Annotated in this window: 14 protein-coding genes; 1 reads left to right on the top strand and 13 read right to left on the bottom strand. The window is 70.9% G+C overall.

Translation table 11 applies throughout. The features are described from left to right. Positions 1 to 4: 4 nt before the first annotated feature. The 4 genes from dnaG to rpsU form a co-directional block, all read right to left on the bottom strand. A complete protein-coding gene (dnaG, locus tag VNE60_00635; GenBank protein ID HVB30012.1) occupies positions 5 to 1,831 on the bottom strand; it encodes a DNA primase in 1,827 nt (608 codons plus the stop codon). Further along, positions 1,828 to 4,224: a Smr/MutS family protein gene (locus tag VNE60_00630; GenBank protein HVB30011.1), complete on the bottom strand. Its 2,397-nt coding sequence runs from the start codon at positions 4,222 to 4,224 to the stop codon at positions 1,828 to 1,830. Before VNE60_00630 ends, dnaG begins: the two co-directional genes overlap by 4 nt. Positions 4,225 to 4,310: 86 nt before the next feature. After that, the gene (locus tag VNE60_00625; protein ID HVB30010.1) at positions 4,311 to 4,754 is read right to left on the bottom strand and encodes a GatB/YqeY domain-containing protein; all 444 of its coding nucleotides are present in this window, start codon (positions 4,752 to 4,754) and stop codon (positions 4,311 to 4,313) included. Next, positions 4,754 to 4,942: a 30S ribosomal protein S21 gene (rpsU, locus tag VNE60_00620; protein HVB30009.1), complete on the bottom strand. Its 189-nt coding sequence runs from the start codon at positions 4,940 to 4,942 to the stop codon at positions 4,754 to 4,756. Before rpsU ends, VNE60_00625 begins: the two co-directional genes overlap by 1 nt. A gap of 112 nt (positions 4,943 to 5,054) precedes the next feature. Here rpsU and VNE60_00615 point away from each other — a divergent pair, with 112 nt between their 5' ends. Next, complete coding sequence (locus tag VNE60_00615; protein HVB30008.1) at positions 5,055 to 6,959, top strand: serine/threonine-protein kinase; 1,905 nt, start codon at positions 5,055 to 5,057, stop codon at positions 6,957 to 6,959. A gap of 4 nt (positions 6,960 to 6,963) precedes the next feature. Here the strand turns inward: VNE60_00615 and VNE60_00610 are convergent, their stop codons facing one another. From VNE60_00610 to VNE60_00570, 9 genes are all read right to left on the bottom strand, one after another. Next, positions 6,964 to 7,305: a histidine triad nucleotide-binding protein gene (locus VNE60_00610; GenBank protein HVB30007.1), complete on the bottom strand. Its 342-nt coding sequence runs from the start codon at positions 7,303 to 7,305 to the stop codon at positions 6,964 to 6,966. A gap of 17 nt (positions 7,306 to 7,322) precedes the next feature. Then, complete coding sequence (locus VNE60_00605) at positions 7,323 to 8,054, bottom strand: RsmE family RNA methyltransferase (protein HVB30006.1); 732 nt, start codon at positions 8,052 to 8,054, stop codon at positions 7,323 to 7,325. Continuing rightward, positions 8,024 to 8,845 carry a 50S ribosomal protein L11 methyltransferase gene (locus VNE60_00600; GenBank protein ID HVB30005.1) on the bottom strand — a complete coding sequence of 274 codons (822 nt, stop codon included), beginning with the start codon at positions 8,843 to 8,845 and terminating at the stop codon, positions 8,024 to 8,026. The genes VNE60_00605 and VNE60_00600 overlap by 31 nt, the downstream gene beginning before the upstream one ends. Next, complete coding sequence (gene dnaJ / locus VNE60_00595; GenBank protein ID HVB30004.1) at positions 8,842 to 9,981, bottom strand: molecular chaperone DnaJ; 1,140 nt, start codon at positions 9,979 to 9,981, stop codon at positions 8,842 to 8,844. The genes VNE60_00600 and dnaJ overlap by 4 nt, the downstream gene beginning before the upstream one ends. 9 nt (positions 9,982 to 9,990) lie before the next feature. Next, entirely contained in the window at positions 9,991 to 11,034 is a 1,044-nt protein-coding gene (hrcA, locus tag VNE60_00590) for a heat-inducible transcriptional repressor HrcA (GenBank protein HVB30003.1), read from the bottom strand. Between the two features lie 4 nt (positions 11,035 to 11,038). Further along, positions 11,039 to 12,166 (bottom strand): radical SAM family heme chaperone HemW, encoded by a 1,128-nt coding sequence (gene hemW, locus VNE60_00585; GenBank protein ID HVB30002.1) that lies wholly within the window; start codon positions 12,164 to 12,166, stop codon positions 11,039 to 11,041. Positions 12,167 to 12,219: 53 nt separating this feature from the next. Beyond that, complete coding sequence (gene dprA / locus VNE60_00580) at positions 12,220 to 13,284, bottom strand: DNA-processing protein DprA (GenBank protein ID HVB30001.1); 1,065 nt, start codon at positions 13,282 to 13,284, stop codon at positions 12,220 to 12,222. Next, on the bottom strand, positions 13,250 to 14,269 hold the full coding sequence (gene obgE / locus VNE60_00575; GenBank protein ID HVB30000.1) for a GTPase ObgE: 1,020 nt from the start codon (positions 14,267 to 14,269) through the stop codon (positions 13,250 to 13,252). Before obgE ends, dprA begins: the two co-directional genes overlap by 35 nt. Before the next feature lie 2 nt (positions 14,270 to 14,271). Beyond that, positions 14,272 to 14,508, bottom strand: a 237-nt coding sequence (locus tag VNE60_00570; GenBank protein ID HVB29999.1) for a carboxymuconolactone decarboxylase family protein, incomplete at its 5' end; no start/stop codon positions are given.

Raw genomic sequence — 14,508 nt, 5'->3', positions numbered from 1 at the left:
CCGATCATGAGCGTGTCCCGCCGAACGACTTCCAGCCGCGCCCGCCCAGTGAGCGCCACTCGTCCGACAGTTGTTTCTTGCGCAGCATCAGCTCGTCCTGCTCCGAGCCTGCCGCCAGCGGAAGCTGGCGGTCGATTTCCCGCATCGCTTCATGCAGCTGCTGGATCTGCAGCGTGGCCAAGCAATCCTGGATGGTACGTCCGACATCCTCCAACCCTCCCACCTCGGCGAGAAGCGATTCGAGCATCGCGCTCGCATCCTCATCGAGTCCCGCCGCGAGGTCGTCCACCGTGGCATCGGCCGAGGTGGAGACGAGCCTGGCGTAGATCGCGCGCAGCGCGGGTTCCCGGAATTCCTCGGGTCCGATGCGCTCCGCCACCGATTCAACATACGTCCGTTGATGCAACATCACATGCACGAGTTCCCACTCTGTCCTAACCCCTGGGGTCCGCCGGACGTCACGGCGCGGCATGCGCCGCGGCGGTTCGGGCTGGCGGGACGTGTCGAAATCATCCGGCGGCGGCGGCTCCGGCGGCGACCCACGGGACGTGTCGGCGGCATGCCCGATCTCCCGCTCCAGCAGTTCGCGGCTCACGCCCGCCACCTCGGCCGTGCGGGCCACGTACAGGTCCCGCGTGATCGGATCGGACACGGCGCGCAGCGTGGGCAGCAGCTTGTCCAGCGCCTGGCGCTTGCGCCGAAGATCGGCGAACGACCCGTGCCGTTCGAGAATCTGGATCTTCCGTTCGAAGACGTCGATCGCGTGGGTGATGTGTTCCTCGAGCCGGTCCTTGCCGTGCGCCTTGACGAACGTGTCGGGGTCCTCGCCGTCGGGCAGGGTCACGACCTGCACCGCCATCCCCAGGCGCAGCAGTTCGTCGCCGGCGCGGAAGGTGGCCTTGAGCCCGGCGCTGTCGCTGTCGTAGAGCAGGAAGACGTTCTTGGTGTACCGGCGCAGGAGATCCGCCTGCGGCTCGGTGAGGGCCGTGCCCAGCGGGGCGACGACCTCGTCCAGTCCGGCCATCATCAGGCGCACGCAGTCGAAGTAGCCCTCGACGAGGATCACGCGGTCGGTACGACGGATCGCATTCTTGGCCCATGACAGGCCGTAGAGCGTGCGGCCCTTCACGAACGTGGGAGACTCGGCCGAGTTCAGATACTTGGGCTCGCCCTGGCCGATGATCCGGCCGCCGAACGCGATCACCCGCCCCTGCACGTCGAGGATCGGGAACATCAGCCGCCCCCGGAACCGCGGACGCGGTTCCTCGACGTCCTCCTTCTTCACGAGCAATCCGGCTTCGAGCTGGCGCGCGTCGTCGAAGCCCAGCGTCTGCAGGTGGGCACGCATGAGCCCGATCTCGCGCGGCGCGAAGCCCAGGGAGAACGGGTCGGCCTGCTCCTGGTTCACGTCGCGCTGCGCCAGATACTCGCGGGCGGCGGCGCCCATCTCGTTCTCCCACAGCATGCGGCGGAAATAGTCGGCCGCCGCCGCATTCACCTCCCACAGGGGCTCGCGGGGGTCCGGCCCTTCGCGCCGCCGCGCCATCTCGCGCACCTCGACCCCCGACTTCTCGCCCACGTACTTCACCGCCTCGGCAAAGTCGAGCCCCAGCCGCTTCTGCACGAACGTGAACACGCTGCCCGTCTCGCCGCACGAGAAGCACCGGTAGCCGCCGCCCGGCGTGACCGAGAAGTTCGGGTGCGTGCCCTGGTGGAACGGACAGGGCCCGCGCCATCGCGTGCCCACGCGCTTGAGCTTCACGTGCTCGCCGATGATCTGCACGATGTCGGCCGCCTCGGCCACGCGCTCCACGACGTCGTCGGGGATCATGCGAGATCGGCCATCGTGACGCCCGCCCCGCCCTCGTTCCAGGCGCCCAGGCGGAAGCTCCGCACGCGCGGATCCTTCTTCAGCATCTCGGCCACGCGCTCGCGCAGCACGCCCGTGCCCTTGCCGTGGATGATGCGGAGCATCCGCAGGTCGGCGCGCACCGCCGCATCGATCGCTTGCATGACCAGGCTCTCCGCTTCATCGGCTCGCATCCCTCGCAGATCAATCTCGCTCGGCGCATGCGCTTCGGGGAGGTCACCGTGCCAGCCCACCCCCACCTCCGGCGGCTCCTGGTCCCCCAACGGGGCCAGCGAGGTCACGGGGACGGTGAGCTTCAGCGACCCCACCGCCACCACCGCCATGGCGTCGCGGAGATCGATGATCCGGCCCGGCTTCCCGTCCAGCGTGCCCACCGCCACACGCGCCCCGGCGATGAGCGGCGCCGCGCCGGCGCCTGCCCCCGCCCGCCGCGCGCGCGACTCCCGCGCCTCGGCCGCATCGAGTGCCTGCAGCGCCTGCGCCTGGTCGGTGGCCAGGCGCTCGGCGCGCTGCCGCGCCTCGCGTCCCGCCTCCTCCACCGCCTCGGCGCCCGACTGCTTGAGATCGCGGATCGCGCGCTCGATCTCCTGGCGCGCATCGAGCAGATAGCGCCGCGCCTCCTGGCGCGACGCGCGCTCGAGTTGGCGTTCGCGATCGTGCACCGCGTGCTCCCGACGGGCCAGCTCCGCCACGCGACGCCGCGCGTCGTCGAGCACGGCCGTGGTCTCCGCTTCGCGCGCCTCGAGGTCCGTCTCGCGCGCTTCGAGGCGTTCGAGCAGGTCCCACGTGTCGCGCTCGTTCTGCGGGATGCGTTCCTCGGCGCGCGCCACGATGGCTTCGGGCATCGCGAGACGGCGCGCGATGCTGATGCCGTACGAGCGCCCGGGGATGCCCTTCACGAGACGGTAGGTGGGCGCGAGCGCCACGGCGTCGAACTGCAGCGACGCGTTGATGACGCCGCGTTCCTGGCCCGCCAACTCCTTGAGCGTCCCCAGATGGGTGGTGGCCAGCGTCGTGGTGCCGCGGCGCGTGAGCGCCTCGAGAATCGCCCAGCCGAGCGCCGCGCCCTCCTGCGGATCGGTGCCCGAGCCCAGTTCGTCGATCAGCACCAGCGAGTCGGGCGTGGCGTGGCGCACGATCTCGGCCAGGTTCTTCATGTGGGCGCTGAACGTGGACAGGCTGGCCTCGATGGACTGCTCGTCGCCCACGTCGGCGAAGAAGTCGTCCACCACGGCGATGCGCGATGCCGGCCCCACGGGCGCCGGGATGCCGCTCTGGGCGAGCGCCGAGATGAGCCCCAGCGCCTTGAGCAACACCGTCTTGCCGCCCGTGTTGGGGCCGGATACGAGCAGCGTGCGCTCCCCGGGCCCCATGGCCAGATCGAACGCGACCACCGGGATGCCCTGCGCCACGAGCAGCGGGTGGCGGCCCCGCACGACGTCGAATCCCTCGCCGGCGGGCACGAGCGTGGCGCTCGCGCAGTCGAATTCGTCGGCGAAGCGCGCCCGCGCGTAGAGCGCATCGAGCTCGGTGAGGGCGGCGAGGGCCTCGATCATGGCGTCGGCGAACGGGCGCACGCGCTCGGTGAGCGCGGCGAGGATCCGCTCCACTTCCTCCTGCGCGTCGGCTTCGAGTTCGCGCAGGCGGTTGCCGAACTCCACCGCCGCCGGCGGCTCCACGAACAGCGTGGCGCCGCTGGCCGACGCATCGTGGACGATGCCGCCCACCGCGCCGCGTCCCTCGCGCCGCACCGGAATCACATAGCGGCCGTTGCGCACGGTGATCGAGAGATCCACGGGCCGCAGGTGCGGCGCCAGTTGCGCCATCGCGCGTTCGAGGATCCGCACCAGCTCGCCTTCGGACTTGCGAAGTTCGCGCCGCAGGCGGTGGAGCTCCGGCGACGCGTCGTCGCGGACCTCGCCGTCCTCGTCGAAGGTGCGCTCGATGGCGTCCTCCACGGCGCGCTGGTCCACCAGGCGGGGCACGAACGGCGCCAGCACGGCGCGGGCCACGGCGGGACGCCTCGGTTCCTGCAGTGCGTCGCGGGTGCGCCGCGACGAACGCAGCAGCAGCGCGCCATCGCGCAGTTCGGCGGCCGACCACCGGCTGCCGGCCACGCGCAGGCGGGTGAGCGCGGCCGCGGCATCGGGCACCGGCTCCGGGTACCAGGGCTGCTCGCCCTCGCGCAGGCCACGCACCGCCGCCACGCGCGCGTGCTCCGCGTCGAGCCAGGGGCGGTCGGTCACGGGGGTGAGCGCGCGCACGCGCGCGGCGCCCAGCGCCGACGTCGCCCGATCGGCCACCAGATCGAGGACGCGGGGAAATTCGAGGACCCCCAGGGCGTGCGCGTTCACGCCGCCCTACCGGGCCCGGACACGAAACCCGAACGGGCGGGGAGAGCCGCCCATTCGGGTTCCGGAACCTGCGTTGGCTAGCACCGTCACTCCTTCGGGGCGAGTTCCTCGCGTACGATCGCATTGATCGTGCTGCCCTCGGCCCGACCCTTGAACTGCGGCATGACCTTCGCCATCACGGCGCCCACGTTGGCGGCACCGGCCGCAATCGCGGCCCGCACCGCGGTGCGGATCTCTTCGGGATCGATCGACGCCGGGAGGTACAGTTCCAGCAGTGCCACCTCGGCGCGTTCCTTGTCCGCCAACTCGTCGCGCTTGCCGGCGGTGAACATCTCGATCGACTCGCGCCGCCGCTTGATGCCTCGCCGGAGGACCTCGATGACGTCGTCGTCCGTGAGGTCGCGGCGCAGCTCGATGGAGCGATTTTTGACGTCGGAGATGATCGTTCCGAGCAACAACGTCGCCGGCTTGTTCAATGCCTTGCGCGACGCGTTGAGATCGCTCTGCAATCGAGCCATCAGGGCGGACATTACGAGGAACGGCTCCTGCGGTTCTTGCGGATCGCCGCGTTCATCTTGCGCTTGCGGCGCTCGCTCGGCTTCTCATAGTGACGATGCTTGCGCAGATCCGACAGAATACCCGCCTTCTCACACTTCTTCTTGAAGCGCTTGAGCGCGCGCTCGAAGTTTTCATCGTCGTGGATGATGACTTCCGACAAAAGGTCTCTCCCCCCTTCATGGCGTTTGCGGCGCCGGATAAGTGTGCGTAGCCCTTAAGCTTAGCGGCATAGTTGGTCTGGTGTCAATGGAGGGGGGATGGTATACTGGCGCATGAGCACGCCCGGCTCCCCCGCCGATCCGCTGTTCGTTGCGTTCCAGTTCGCGCTGGCCGGCCGCTATTCGATCGACCACGAACTGGGCCGCGGCGGCATGGGGATCGTCTACCTGGCCCGCGAGGTGCACCTCGACCGGCCGGTGGCCATCAAACTCCTGCCGCCGGACAAGGCCAGCGACCCCGCCCTCCGCGACCGCTTCCTGCGCGAGGCCCGACTCGCGGCCAAGCTGTCGCACCCGAACATCATCCCGATCCACGCCGTGGACGACAGTGGCGGCTTCGTGTTCTACGCCATGGCCTACGTGGACGGCGAGACGCTGGCCGAGCGCGTGCGCACCCACGGCCCCCTGTCGAGCTCCGACGCGGCCCGCATCATGCGCGACGCGGCCTGGGCACTCGCCCACGCGCATTCCCACGGACTCGTGCATCGCGATGTGAAGCCCGACAACATCCTGCTCGAGTCGGGCACGGGCCGGGTGCTGGTGGCAGACTTCGGCATCGCCGCCGTGGGCGCCGACGCCGCGGGCGACGGCATCTCGGGCACGCCGGAATTCATGAGCCCGGAGCAGGTGCTGGGCCAGGAGTTGGACGGCCGGAGCGATCTCTACGGGCTCGGCGCGACGACGTTCTACGCGCTCACCGGACGACTGCCGTTCGAGGGCAAGACCCCCACCGAGGTGCTGGCCCGGCAGGTGACAGAGCCGGCACCGGCCCTGTCGTCCATGGGTATTCCCGTATCACGAAAGATCGCCGCGCTCGTGGACCGTTGCCTGGCCAAGGACCCGGCGCACCGCCCGCCCACCGGCGAGGCGCTGGCCGAGCAGTTGGACGCGGCGCTGGAGCAACGGCGCGAGCTGCCGGTGGCGATGCGCGCCTTTGCCAAGGACTGGGGCCGCCTGAACGGGCCGGGCACGATTCTCTTTCCGTTCGCGCTGCTCGGCGCGACGGTGGGCGTGTCGTATCTGTTCGGGCCCACGGCGGCGTACACGACCATGGCCGTGGTCGGCATCGGCACGCCCATCGCGTATCTCGTGAACGCGGCGCGGCGCATGCTGCGGCTGGGGTTCGCGCAGTCCGACATCGGTCCGGCATTTCAGGCGGAACTGGACCAGGCGCGCGAGGAGCGCGCGGGCCAATATGGGCTGGGGCTGGCGCGGTACGAGAAACTCCTCCGCCGGGCGGCGCAGGCATTCGGCATCACCGCGGGGGCGTCGGCGGCGGGTATCTTGGCCTCCGCGTTTCGGCCGTTCGAGTTCCCCTACTTGGGGATCCCGGTGTTCTCCATTTCGAGCATCGGCACCTTCTTCGCGACCATCGGGTACCTGGCCGCCGTCCAGGAACGCGACGACGCCGACAGCGCCTTCTGGAAACGCGTATGGACGGGTCGCATCGGACGCCTGCTGTTCGGCGTCGCCCGGCGGTTCACGGGCCGGCAGCAGGTGACGTCGGTGATGACGCACCGCGCCACCGAACTCGCGCTCGGCCTGGCCGCCGAGCACCTGTTCGAGACCCTGCCCCGGGAGACGCGCGCGGCGCTGGGCAACCTGCCCCGCGTGCTCACGCGCCTCCAGGACGACGCGCAGCGCCTGCGCGCGCAGTACAACGAGTTGCAGGAAGCGCTGGCCGCCGCGCCCGACGGCGGCGCCGCCGAGGCCTACGCCGACATCCGCGCCATGCGCGACACCATCCACGACAAACTCACCGAGGCCGTGGGCGCGCTCGAGACCATCCGGCTCAATCTCCTGCGCCTGCACGCCGGGTCGGCCACGGTCGAGGGGCTCACCACGCACCTCAACATCGCCGCCGAGGTGTCGCGCGAGGTCGAGCGGCTGCTCGCGGCGCGCGACGAGATCGAACGGCACCTGGCGTTCCCGCGCGAGATCGCGAGCACGCCGGCCTAGCACCTCACCCCGGCGGCCATCCCAGCGACCGGCCGCCCAGCAGGTGCAGATGGAGGTGGAACACCGACTGCCCCCCGTCGGCGTTGGTGTTCATCACCACGCGGTACCCCCGCTCGGCGATGCCTTCCCGCTCCGCGATCTCGGTGGCCAGCTGCGTCATCTTGCCGACGATCGCGAAATCGCCGACCGCGTTGAGCGATTCGACGTGGGCCTTGGGAATGACCAGGATGTGCACCGGCGCCTGCGGGTGCACGTCGCGGAACGCCAGGTACTGCTCGTTCTCCACCACGACCGCGGACGGAATCTCGTGCCGCGCGATGCGGCAGAACAGACAGTTGTCGGACATCCGGCCTCCCGGTTCGATCAGCGACCCTGCGTGGCGCGGACGATCGCCGCCGCGGCGACGCCCGCGGTCTCGAATCGCAAAGTAGTATTCCCCAGCGACGCGGCGCGCCAGCCGCGCGCCTCCAGCAGCGCGAGCTCTTCGGCCTCCAGGCCGCCCTCCGGCCCCACCGCCACCGCCGTGTCGGTGAACGGGCCCAGCGCGGTGAGCGCGGCGCCACCCGCATGGAGCACGAATCGCTGCGCGGAACCGCAGGCATCGATCGCCGCATCGAGCCCGCAGGCCGCATGGATCCGGGGCAGCCATGCCCCGCCCGACTGCTCCAGCGCGCCGATCATTCGCGCCATGACCTTGGCGTCGAACCCGGCGCCCTCTCCGCGCGGCGAGACGCTCCGCGAGCGCGCATATACCACGGGCCGCCATGCCGTGACGCCGAATTCGGCGGCCTTCTCGGCCAGCCACAGCATCCGGTCGCGATCGGCCACGGGCACGAGCAGGGTCAACGGCGCCGCCCGCTCCACCATCGCGCACGCCGTCACCGACACCTCCACGGCCCGGTGGTCCATCCGCGTGATGGATCCCGCGGCGATCGTGCCCGCCCCATCCGCCAGACGCACCGGGTCGCCGGCCTCGAGCCGCCGCACGCGCGCGTGCCGCGCCGCCGCTTCGGCCAGCACCAAGACCGCACCGATCACCGGCGCGGTCTCGACAAAGAAGGTCGCTACGGTCGCGCCACCGCCACGCTCCACCATGCGTCCTCCACGAGTTCGGCGGTCACCCGCCAGCCCGACGCCCCGAGCGCCGCCAACAGTTCGTCGCGCTCCGTGAGGAGAATGCCGCTGAAGATGGCGTGCCCCCCGGGCGCCAGCGCAGCGCCGATCGCCGGCAGCAGCGGGCGGATCACCGACGAGAGAATGTTCGCGAGCACCAGCTGCACCGGCGCGACGAGCGGCAGGAGCTGCCCCGCGTCGCCGAGGATCACGCGCACGCGATCACCCACCGCATTGCGAGCCACGTTCGCCTCCGCGTTCCCGATCGCGTCGGGGTCCATCTCGATGGCGGCCACGCCCCGCGCGCCGAGCTTGGCGGCGGCGATCGCGAGCACGGCGCTCCCCGACCCCAGATCGGCCACCAGGTCCCCGGCCCGCACCACGCCCTGCATCAGCGCCAGCACCCCGCGCGTGGTGGCGTGCTCGCCGGTGCCGAACGCCATCTCGGGTTCGATCACGATCGTGCGCGCGCCGTCGGAAGCCGCGGCCAGCCACGGCGGCGCCACCGTGAGCGCGCCCACCGTATGCGCCCGCACACCGCGCTTCCACTCCTCCGCCCAGTCCACGTTGTCGAGCGGCGCCAGTTCGATCGTCGCGGCGGGATCGGCCGCGCGGACCGCGGCCGTGAGCGCGACGGCATCGAGCGTGTGGTCCACCTGGGTGACGAAGCTGTCGCCGTCCTCGTGCACGCCGCCCACGCCGGCTCCGAACAGCGCCGCCAGCACGGCGTCGCGGCGCGAGCGGGAGCGCACCCGCACGGTGGTCCAGCTCACGCGCCCAGCGCTTCTTTCATCTTCTTCCAGAAGCCTTTCTCCCGACCACCCATCGGCACGCTCTTCTGCACGGTGCCGAGTTCCGTGATGATCCGCTCCTCGTCGTCGGTGAGCCGATCGGGCGTCCAGAGTTGCACGCGCACGTGCAGGTCGCCGGTGCCGCCGGCATTCACCCGCGGGAGGCCGCGCCCCTTGAGGTGGAACACCTGACCGCTCTGCGTGCCGGCCGGCACGCGCAGCGAGACGCTCGACGCGACGGTGGGCACCAGGATGTCGGCGCCGAGCACGAGTTGCGGATAGGTGACCAGCACCTCGGTGTAGAGATCCTCGCCGTCGCGCTCGAAGCGAGGATCCTCCGCCACCTCGAACACCACGTGCACGTCGCCGCGCGTGCCGCCGCGCGCCCCGGCATTCCCCATGCCGCGCATGGTCATGTACTGGCCGGTGGCCACGCCGGCGGGAATCTGGATGGCCAGCTCACGCTCGCCGCGCACGCGTCCTTCGCCGCGGCACTTCTTGCACGGCGACTGGATGATCGTGCCTTCGCCCTTGCAGGTGGGACACGGCACCACGGTCAGGAACTGGCCGAAGAACGAGCGCTGCGCGCGCCGCACTTCGCCGGCGCCGCCGCAGCTCGCGCAGGTCTCCACGCGCGTGCCCGGTTCGGCACCGGTGCCGCTGCACTGATCGCAGGTATCGAGCAGCTTGGCCACCACCTTCTTATCGACGCCGCCGGCCACTTCTTCGAGCGTGAGCGGAATCTCGATGCGCACGTCGGCGCCGGTGCGAACGCTGCCCCCCGAGCGGCCGCCGCCGCCGAACAGCTCCTCGAACCCGCCCAGCCCGAAGTCGCGCATGAAGATGCCCAGCGCTTCGGAGAGGTCCACGTGATGGAAGCCGGCCCCGCCACCGCCGCCGCGCAGTCCCGCCTCGCCGTACCGGTCGTACGCGGCGCGCTTCTGCGGATCGCGCAGCACGTCGTACGCTTCGGTGATCTCCTTGAACTTCTCCTCGGCGTCCTTGGCCCCCGCGTTGCGGTCGGGGTGGTACGTCATCGCCAACTTGCGATATGCCTTCTTGATGTCGTCGTCCGACGCGGTGCGCGGCACGCCGAGCACGGAATAGAAATCAGCCATGAAAGGATCTCAGTCGAGCAGGTCGGTGAGCAGTTGCGAGGTATGCGACACCAGCGCGATCACCTTGTCGTACGACATGCGCGTGGGGCCGATCACGCCGATCACGCCGGCGAGCGAGCCGGCGTGGTACTCCGCCGTGATCACGGTGAACTCCTCGAGTCGCGGATCGGCATGCTCGGTTCCGATCGTGATCGAGATGCCGGGGGCGTGCGGCCGCGCGCGGATCGCGTCGGCGAGCGACTGCGGACTCTGCGTGAGGTCGAGCAGGCGCCGCATGCGATCGGCCGCCGAGAACTCCGGCTGCTCGGCGAGCACCGAGGCCTGCCCGAGCACCACCGCGCCCTCGGTGAGCGGCAGCGCGGCGTCGAACAGCAGTTCCGCGTCCTGCACGAAGATGTTGAGCAGCACGCGCGCGTCGGCGCCGGCCGACGAGTCGCGCAGCCGCGAACCCACCGACGCGCTGATCTGATCGAGGGACAGGCCGGCCAGCCGCTCGTTGAGCACCGCCGTGACCTCGGCGAGCACGCCGTCGGCAATCTCGCCCGGAACCTCCACGAACACCGTGCGCGCCACCCCGCCTTCAAGCTGCAGCACCATCAGCAACCGCTCGCTGTTCACGCGCACCAGGTCGAGACTGCGCAGCAGCGTCTTGGCCAGACTCGGCCCGAGCGCCACGCCCAGCTCCTGCGCCAGCACGCCCAGGCTCTGCGCCGCGCGGCGGAGGATCGTCTCGATGGGCGAGTCGGCGCGCCCGATCTGTTCGGCCAGACGGCCTTGCTCGATGACCGCCACGGGGCTCCGCACGAGCAGCGAATCCACGAACGCGCGGTAGGCCTTGTTCGTGGGAACCCGGCCCGCCGATGTGTGCGGGTGAGCGAGGAACCCCTTGTCTTCGAGGTCGCTCATCGTGTTCCGGATGGTGGCCGGAGACACACCCAGCCCGAAGCGCCGCGAGAGCGTGCGCGAGCCCGCCGGTTCGGCAGTCTCGACGTACGTCCGGATCACGGCTTCAAGCACGCTCCGTTCTCTGGGACTCAGTTGCTCGACGGCCATAAGTTCAAATATAGTAACGACTTCGAAGGTTGGTCAAGTGTTCGGTGAGGGCGTCCAAGCGCATCCATCCAACCGCGGTCAGCCGCAGCACTCCCGCCGAATCCACGGTGGCCCACCCGGACTCCAGCCATGGCTGCAGTCGGCCGGCCTCGCCCTCCATCAATTGCAATCCCCGTGCCGTCCGCAACCCCAGATACACCGCTTCAACCGCTCGATTGTCCGCCGTGAGCAGTTCGTCGGCGTCGATGGGGTCAGCCCGATCGGCGATCCGCGCCATCCAGGCCGCGTAGGGGGACAGGTTCCACCGCCGGCGGTCGCCGTCGAACGCGTGGGCCGACGGGCCGACGCCTGCGTACGGCACGCCCGTCCAGTAGGCGGAATTGTGGCGCGATTCTCGACCCGGACGGGCGAAGTTGGACACCTCGTAGTGCGTGAATCCGCGCGCCGCCAGGGTGTCGTGCGCGGTGAGGAAATCGCGCTCGTATCGCTCTTCCGGCGCCTCGCGGAGCTGGCCACGGTCGCGCCACCGCGCCACCGGCGTGGCGGGCTCCACGGTGAGTCCGTAGAGTGAGAGGTGCGTGGGCTCCAGTGCCAGGGCGCTCGCGAGATCGCGCGTCCAATGGCGCTCCACCGATTCGGGCAGCGCGAAGATCAGATCGAGCGACAGGTTCTCGATGCCGGCCGCGCGCGCGGCGTCCACGGCGCGGCCGATGGCCTGCGCGTCGTGCGTGCGGTGCATCCAGGCGAGCGCGCGATCGTCGAACGACTGCGCGCCCAGCGAGATCCGCGTGACGCCGGCGCCGGCCCAGTCCCGCGCCGCGTCGGGCGAGACGTCTTCGGGGTTGGCCTCGAGCGTGACCTCAGCAGCCGGCGCGAGCGCCACCCGTTGGCGGACGGCGTCGAGCAGGCGCGCCACGCCGGTGCCGCCCAGCTTGGACGGCGTGCCTCCGCCAAAATAGAGCGAGTCGAGCGACCACTCGGGCGCATCGGGGTGCCGCAACGCCAACTCCTCGGCCACCGCGCGCACGTAGTCGTCCACCGGCACGCGGGACCGCACGGCGATGGCAAAGTCGCAGTACGAGCAGCGCCTGGCGCAGAAGGGCACGTGGACGTAGAGATGGCGCGGCGGCACACCGGAATATACCGGAGGCCGGGATCGCATCGGGCGGCCGCACGTTTGCCCCACTAGCCGATGCGCCGGCGCACCTCGCCCGTGATGGCGCACTCCACGGCGCCGCCGAGTTCCAGCGCCGTCACGGCCGCGAGGCAGCGATCGGCCGGGAGGGCGACGCGGGCGCAGAGCGCGTCGAGCGCGATCTCGCCATCGGCCAGGGCATCCCACACACGGGCCGCGTCCCCGCCAGGAACGACCTGTGGCAGCCGCACCGCCCGGGTGAGGCCGAGGAGCGCCAGCGCGTCCTCCACCGACGTGATGGGGTGCGCGCCGTCGCGGAAGAGGAGGTTGGTGCCCTCGCTCTGCGGTTGATCGATGGGACCGGGCACCGCGCCCACGGCGCGGCCGAGATTGGTGGCGTCGCTGGCGGTGATGAGCGCGCCGCTGCGCCGCCCGGCCTCGACCACGATCGTGAGCGCCGCCAGCGCGGCGATCACGCGATTGCGCCGTGGAAACGACCCCCCGTTGGCCCGTTCGCCGGGCGGATACTCGGAGAGCAGCAGTCCCTTGCTGGCGATCTCGGCGTGCAGCATCTGGTTGGACACCGGATAGGCGATGTCGGCGCCGGTGCCGAGGACGGCGATCGTGCAGCCGCCGGCCTCGAGGGCGGCGCGATGCGCCGCGGCGTCGATGCCGCGCGCCATCCCGCTCACCACGCACGCCCCGGCGCGCGCGAACGCGCCCGCGAGCGCGCGCGTGATCCGCTCGCCGTACGCCGTGGCGCGCCGCGTGCCCACGATGGCCACGCGCGGCATCTCGCGCAGCAGCGCGCGCTCGCCCATGGCCCAGAGCACCGGCGGCGGATTGGGGAGATCGCGAAGGCCCACCGGCAGCGCCGGGTCGCCGTGCACGTACAGCGTCATGCCGAAACGAGCCGCATCGACGAGCGCCGCGTCGGCGGATGCGAAGGCCTCGGCGGCGCGTCCGCGCAGCGCCGCGTCATCCAACGCCCGCGCCGCGGAGCCAAATCGCTCGATCAATTCGTGGAACGTGGCGCACCCGATGCCGTCGATCATCGAGAGCGCGAGCGCGGCGCGCGCTTCAGGGGAGGTCGGACAGCTCCGGGCGTCGCTCACCGAGCTTCTTGAGATCGAGAATCTGGGTCCACCAGCCCGCGAGCAGGGACTCGAGCCCCGTGCGCGCGGCCGCGCTGATGGCGTACACGCCGAATGCCTCCGGCGCGTCGAGGTCCGGCGTCGGGTCGTCGCCCCAGAGGTCCATCTTGGTGAACACCACGCAGTGGGGCTTCCGCGCCAGCGCCGGGGAATACGCCGCCACCTCGCCGCGCAACTGGTCGTACTCCGCCTGCCAATCCATGGAATCGATGGGCACGAGGAACGCGAGCAGGCGGGTGCGCTCGATGTGGCGCAGGAACTGCAGCCCCAGCCCCTTGCCCTCGTGCGCGCCCTCGATGATGCCCGGAATGTCGGCCACCACGAACGTGCGCTGCCCGCTCAGCGGCACCACGCCGAGGTTGGGCGCGAGGGTGGTGAACGGATAGTCGGCGATCTTTGGACGGGCAGCCGAGATGACCGACAACAGCGTGGACTTGCCGGCATTCGGCTGGCCCACGAGCCCCACGTCGGCGATGAGCTTGAGTTCGAGTTCCAGCGTGCGCGCCTGGCCCTCCTCGCCCGGCTGCCATTCGCGCGGCGACTGGTGCGTGGCGGTGACGAAGAACGCATTGCCCTTGCCGCCGCGGCCGCCCTTGGCCACGATGAGCGTGTCGCCGTCGGCCAGCACCTCGCCGAGCAGCTCGCCGCTGCCCAGATCCCGGATCACCGTGCCAGGCGGCACCGGCATGACCACGTCGGCGCCCGACCGCCCCGTGCGGTTGGAGCCCTCGCCGTGCGCGCCGCGCTCGGCTCTCCAGAAGTCGCGGTACGTGTAGTCCAGCAGCGTGGACAGGTTGGAGTCGGCCTGGACGATGACGTCGCCGCCGCGTCCGCCGTCGCCGCCGTCGGGCCCACCCATGGGGACGAACTTCTCGCGGCGGAACGACGTCTGGCCGGAGCCGCCGGTGCCCGCTTCGACTTTCACCACTGCGCGATCGATGAACATGCCTATTTCCCCTGCACGCGCGCCCAGAGTAGCCGCGCTGTTTCCAGGCGCCCGGGCGGAATGAGACCATCCAGCGCGTCGAGCGCCGCGGTGACCGCGGGAGCCGCCACGCCGGCGTTGAGCGCACCGTGCAGGTGCGAGTGCAACTGGCGGTCCTGGCCCGCCGCCGCGCACGCCGCCACGATGCAGACCTCGCGGCGCGCGAGATCGAGGCCGGGACGACTGAGCACCTTGCCGTA

The organism is Gemmatimonadaceae bacterium (genome assembly GCA_035533755.1).
Taxonomy (GTDB): Bacteria; Gemmatimonadota; Gemmatimonadetes; order Gemmatimonadales; family Gemmatimonadaceae; genus JAGWRI01.
Note: the sequence above shows the minus strand (reverse complement) of the source record. Positions and strands in the feature narration are given on the sequence as shown.

Excerpts from the sequence above, each read along its gene's own strand:
- VNE60_00610 (HVB30007.1), bottom strand. The coding sequence starts at position 7,305 with ATGTCCGACAACTGTCTGTTCTGCCGCATCGCGCGGCACGAGATTCCG.
- hrcA (HVB30003.1), bottom strand. The coding sequence starts at position 11,034 with ATGGCCGTCGAGCAACTGAGTCCCAGAGAACGGAGCGTGCTTGAAGCC.
- VNE60_00615 (HVB30008.1), top strand. The coding sequence starts at position 5,055 with ATGAGCACGCCCGGCTCCCCCGCCGATCCGCTGTTCGTTGCGTTCCAG.
- dnaJ (HVB30004.1), bottom strand. The coding sequence starts at position 9,981 with ATGGCTGATTTCTATTCCGTGCTCGGCGTGCCGCGCACCGCGTCGGAC.
- dnaG (HVB30012.1), bottom strand. The coding sequence starts at position 1,831 with ATGATCCCCGACGACGTCGTGGAGCGCGTGGCCGAGGCGGCCGACATC.
- obgE (HVB30000.1), bottom strand. The coding sequence starts at position 14,269 with ATGTTCATCGATCGCGCAGTGGTGAAAGTCGAAGCGGGCACCGGCGGC.
- VNE60_00605 (HVB30006.1), bottom strand. The coding sequence starts at position 8,054 with ATGGTGGAGCGTGGCGGTGGCGCGACCGTAGCGACCTTCTTTGTCGAG.
- VNE60_00625 (HVB30010.1), bottom strand. The coding sequence starts at position 4,754 with ATGTCCGCCCTGATGGCTCGATTGCAGAGCGATCTCAACGCGTCGCGC.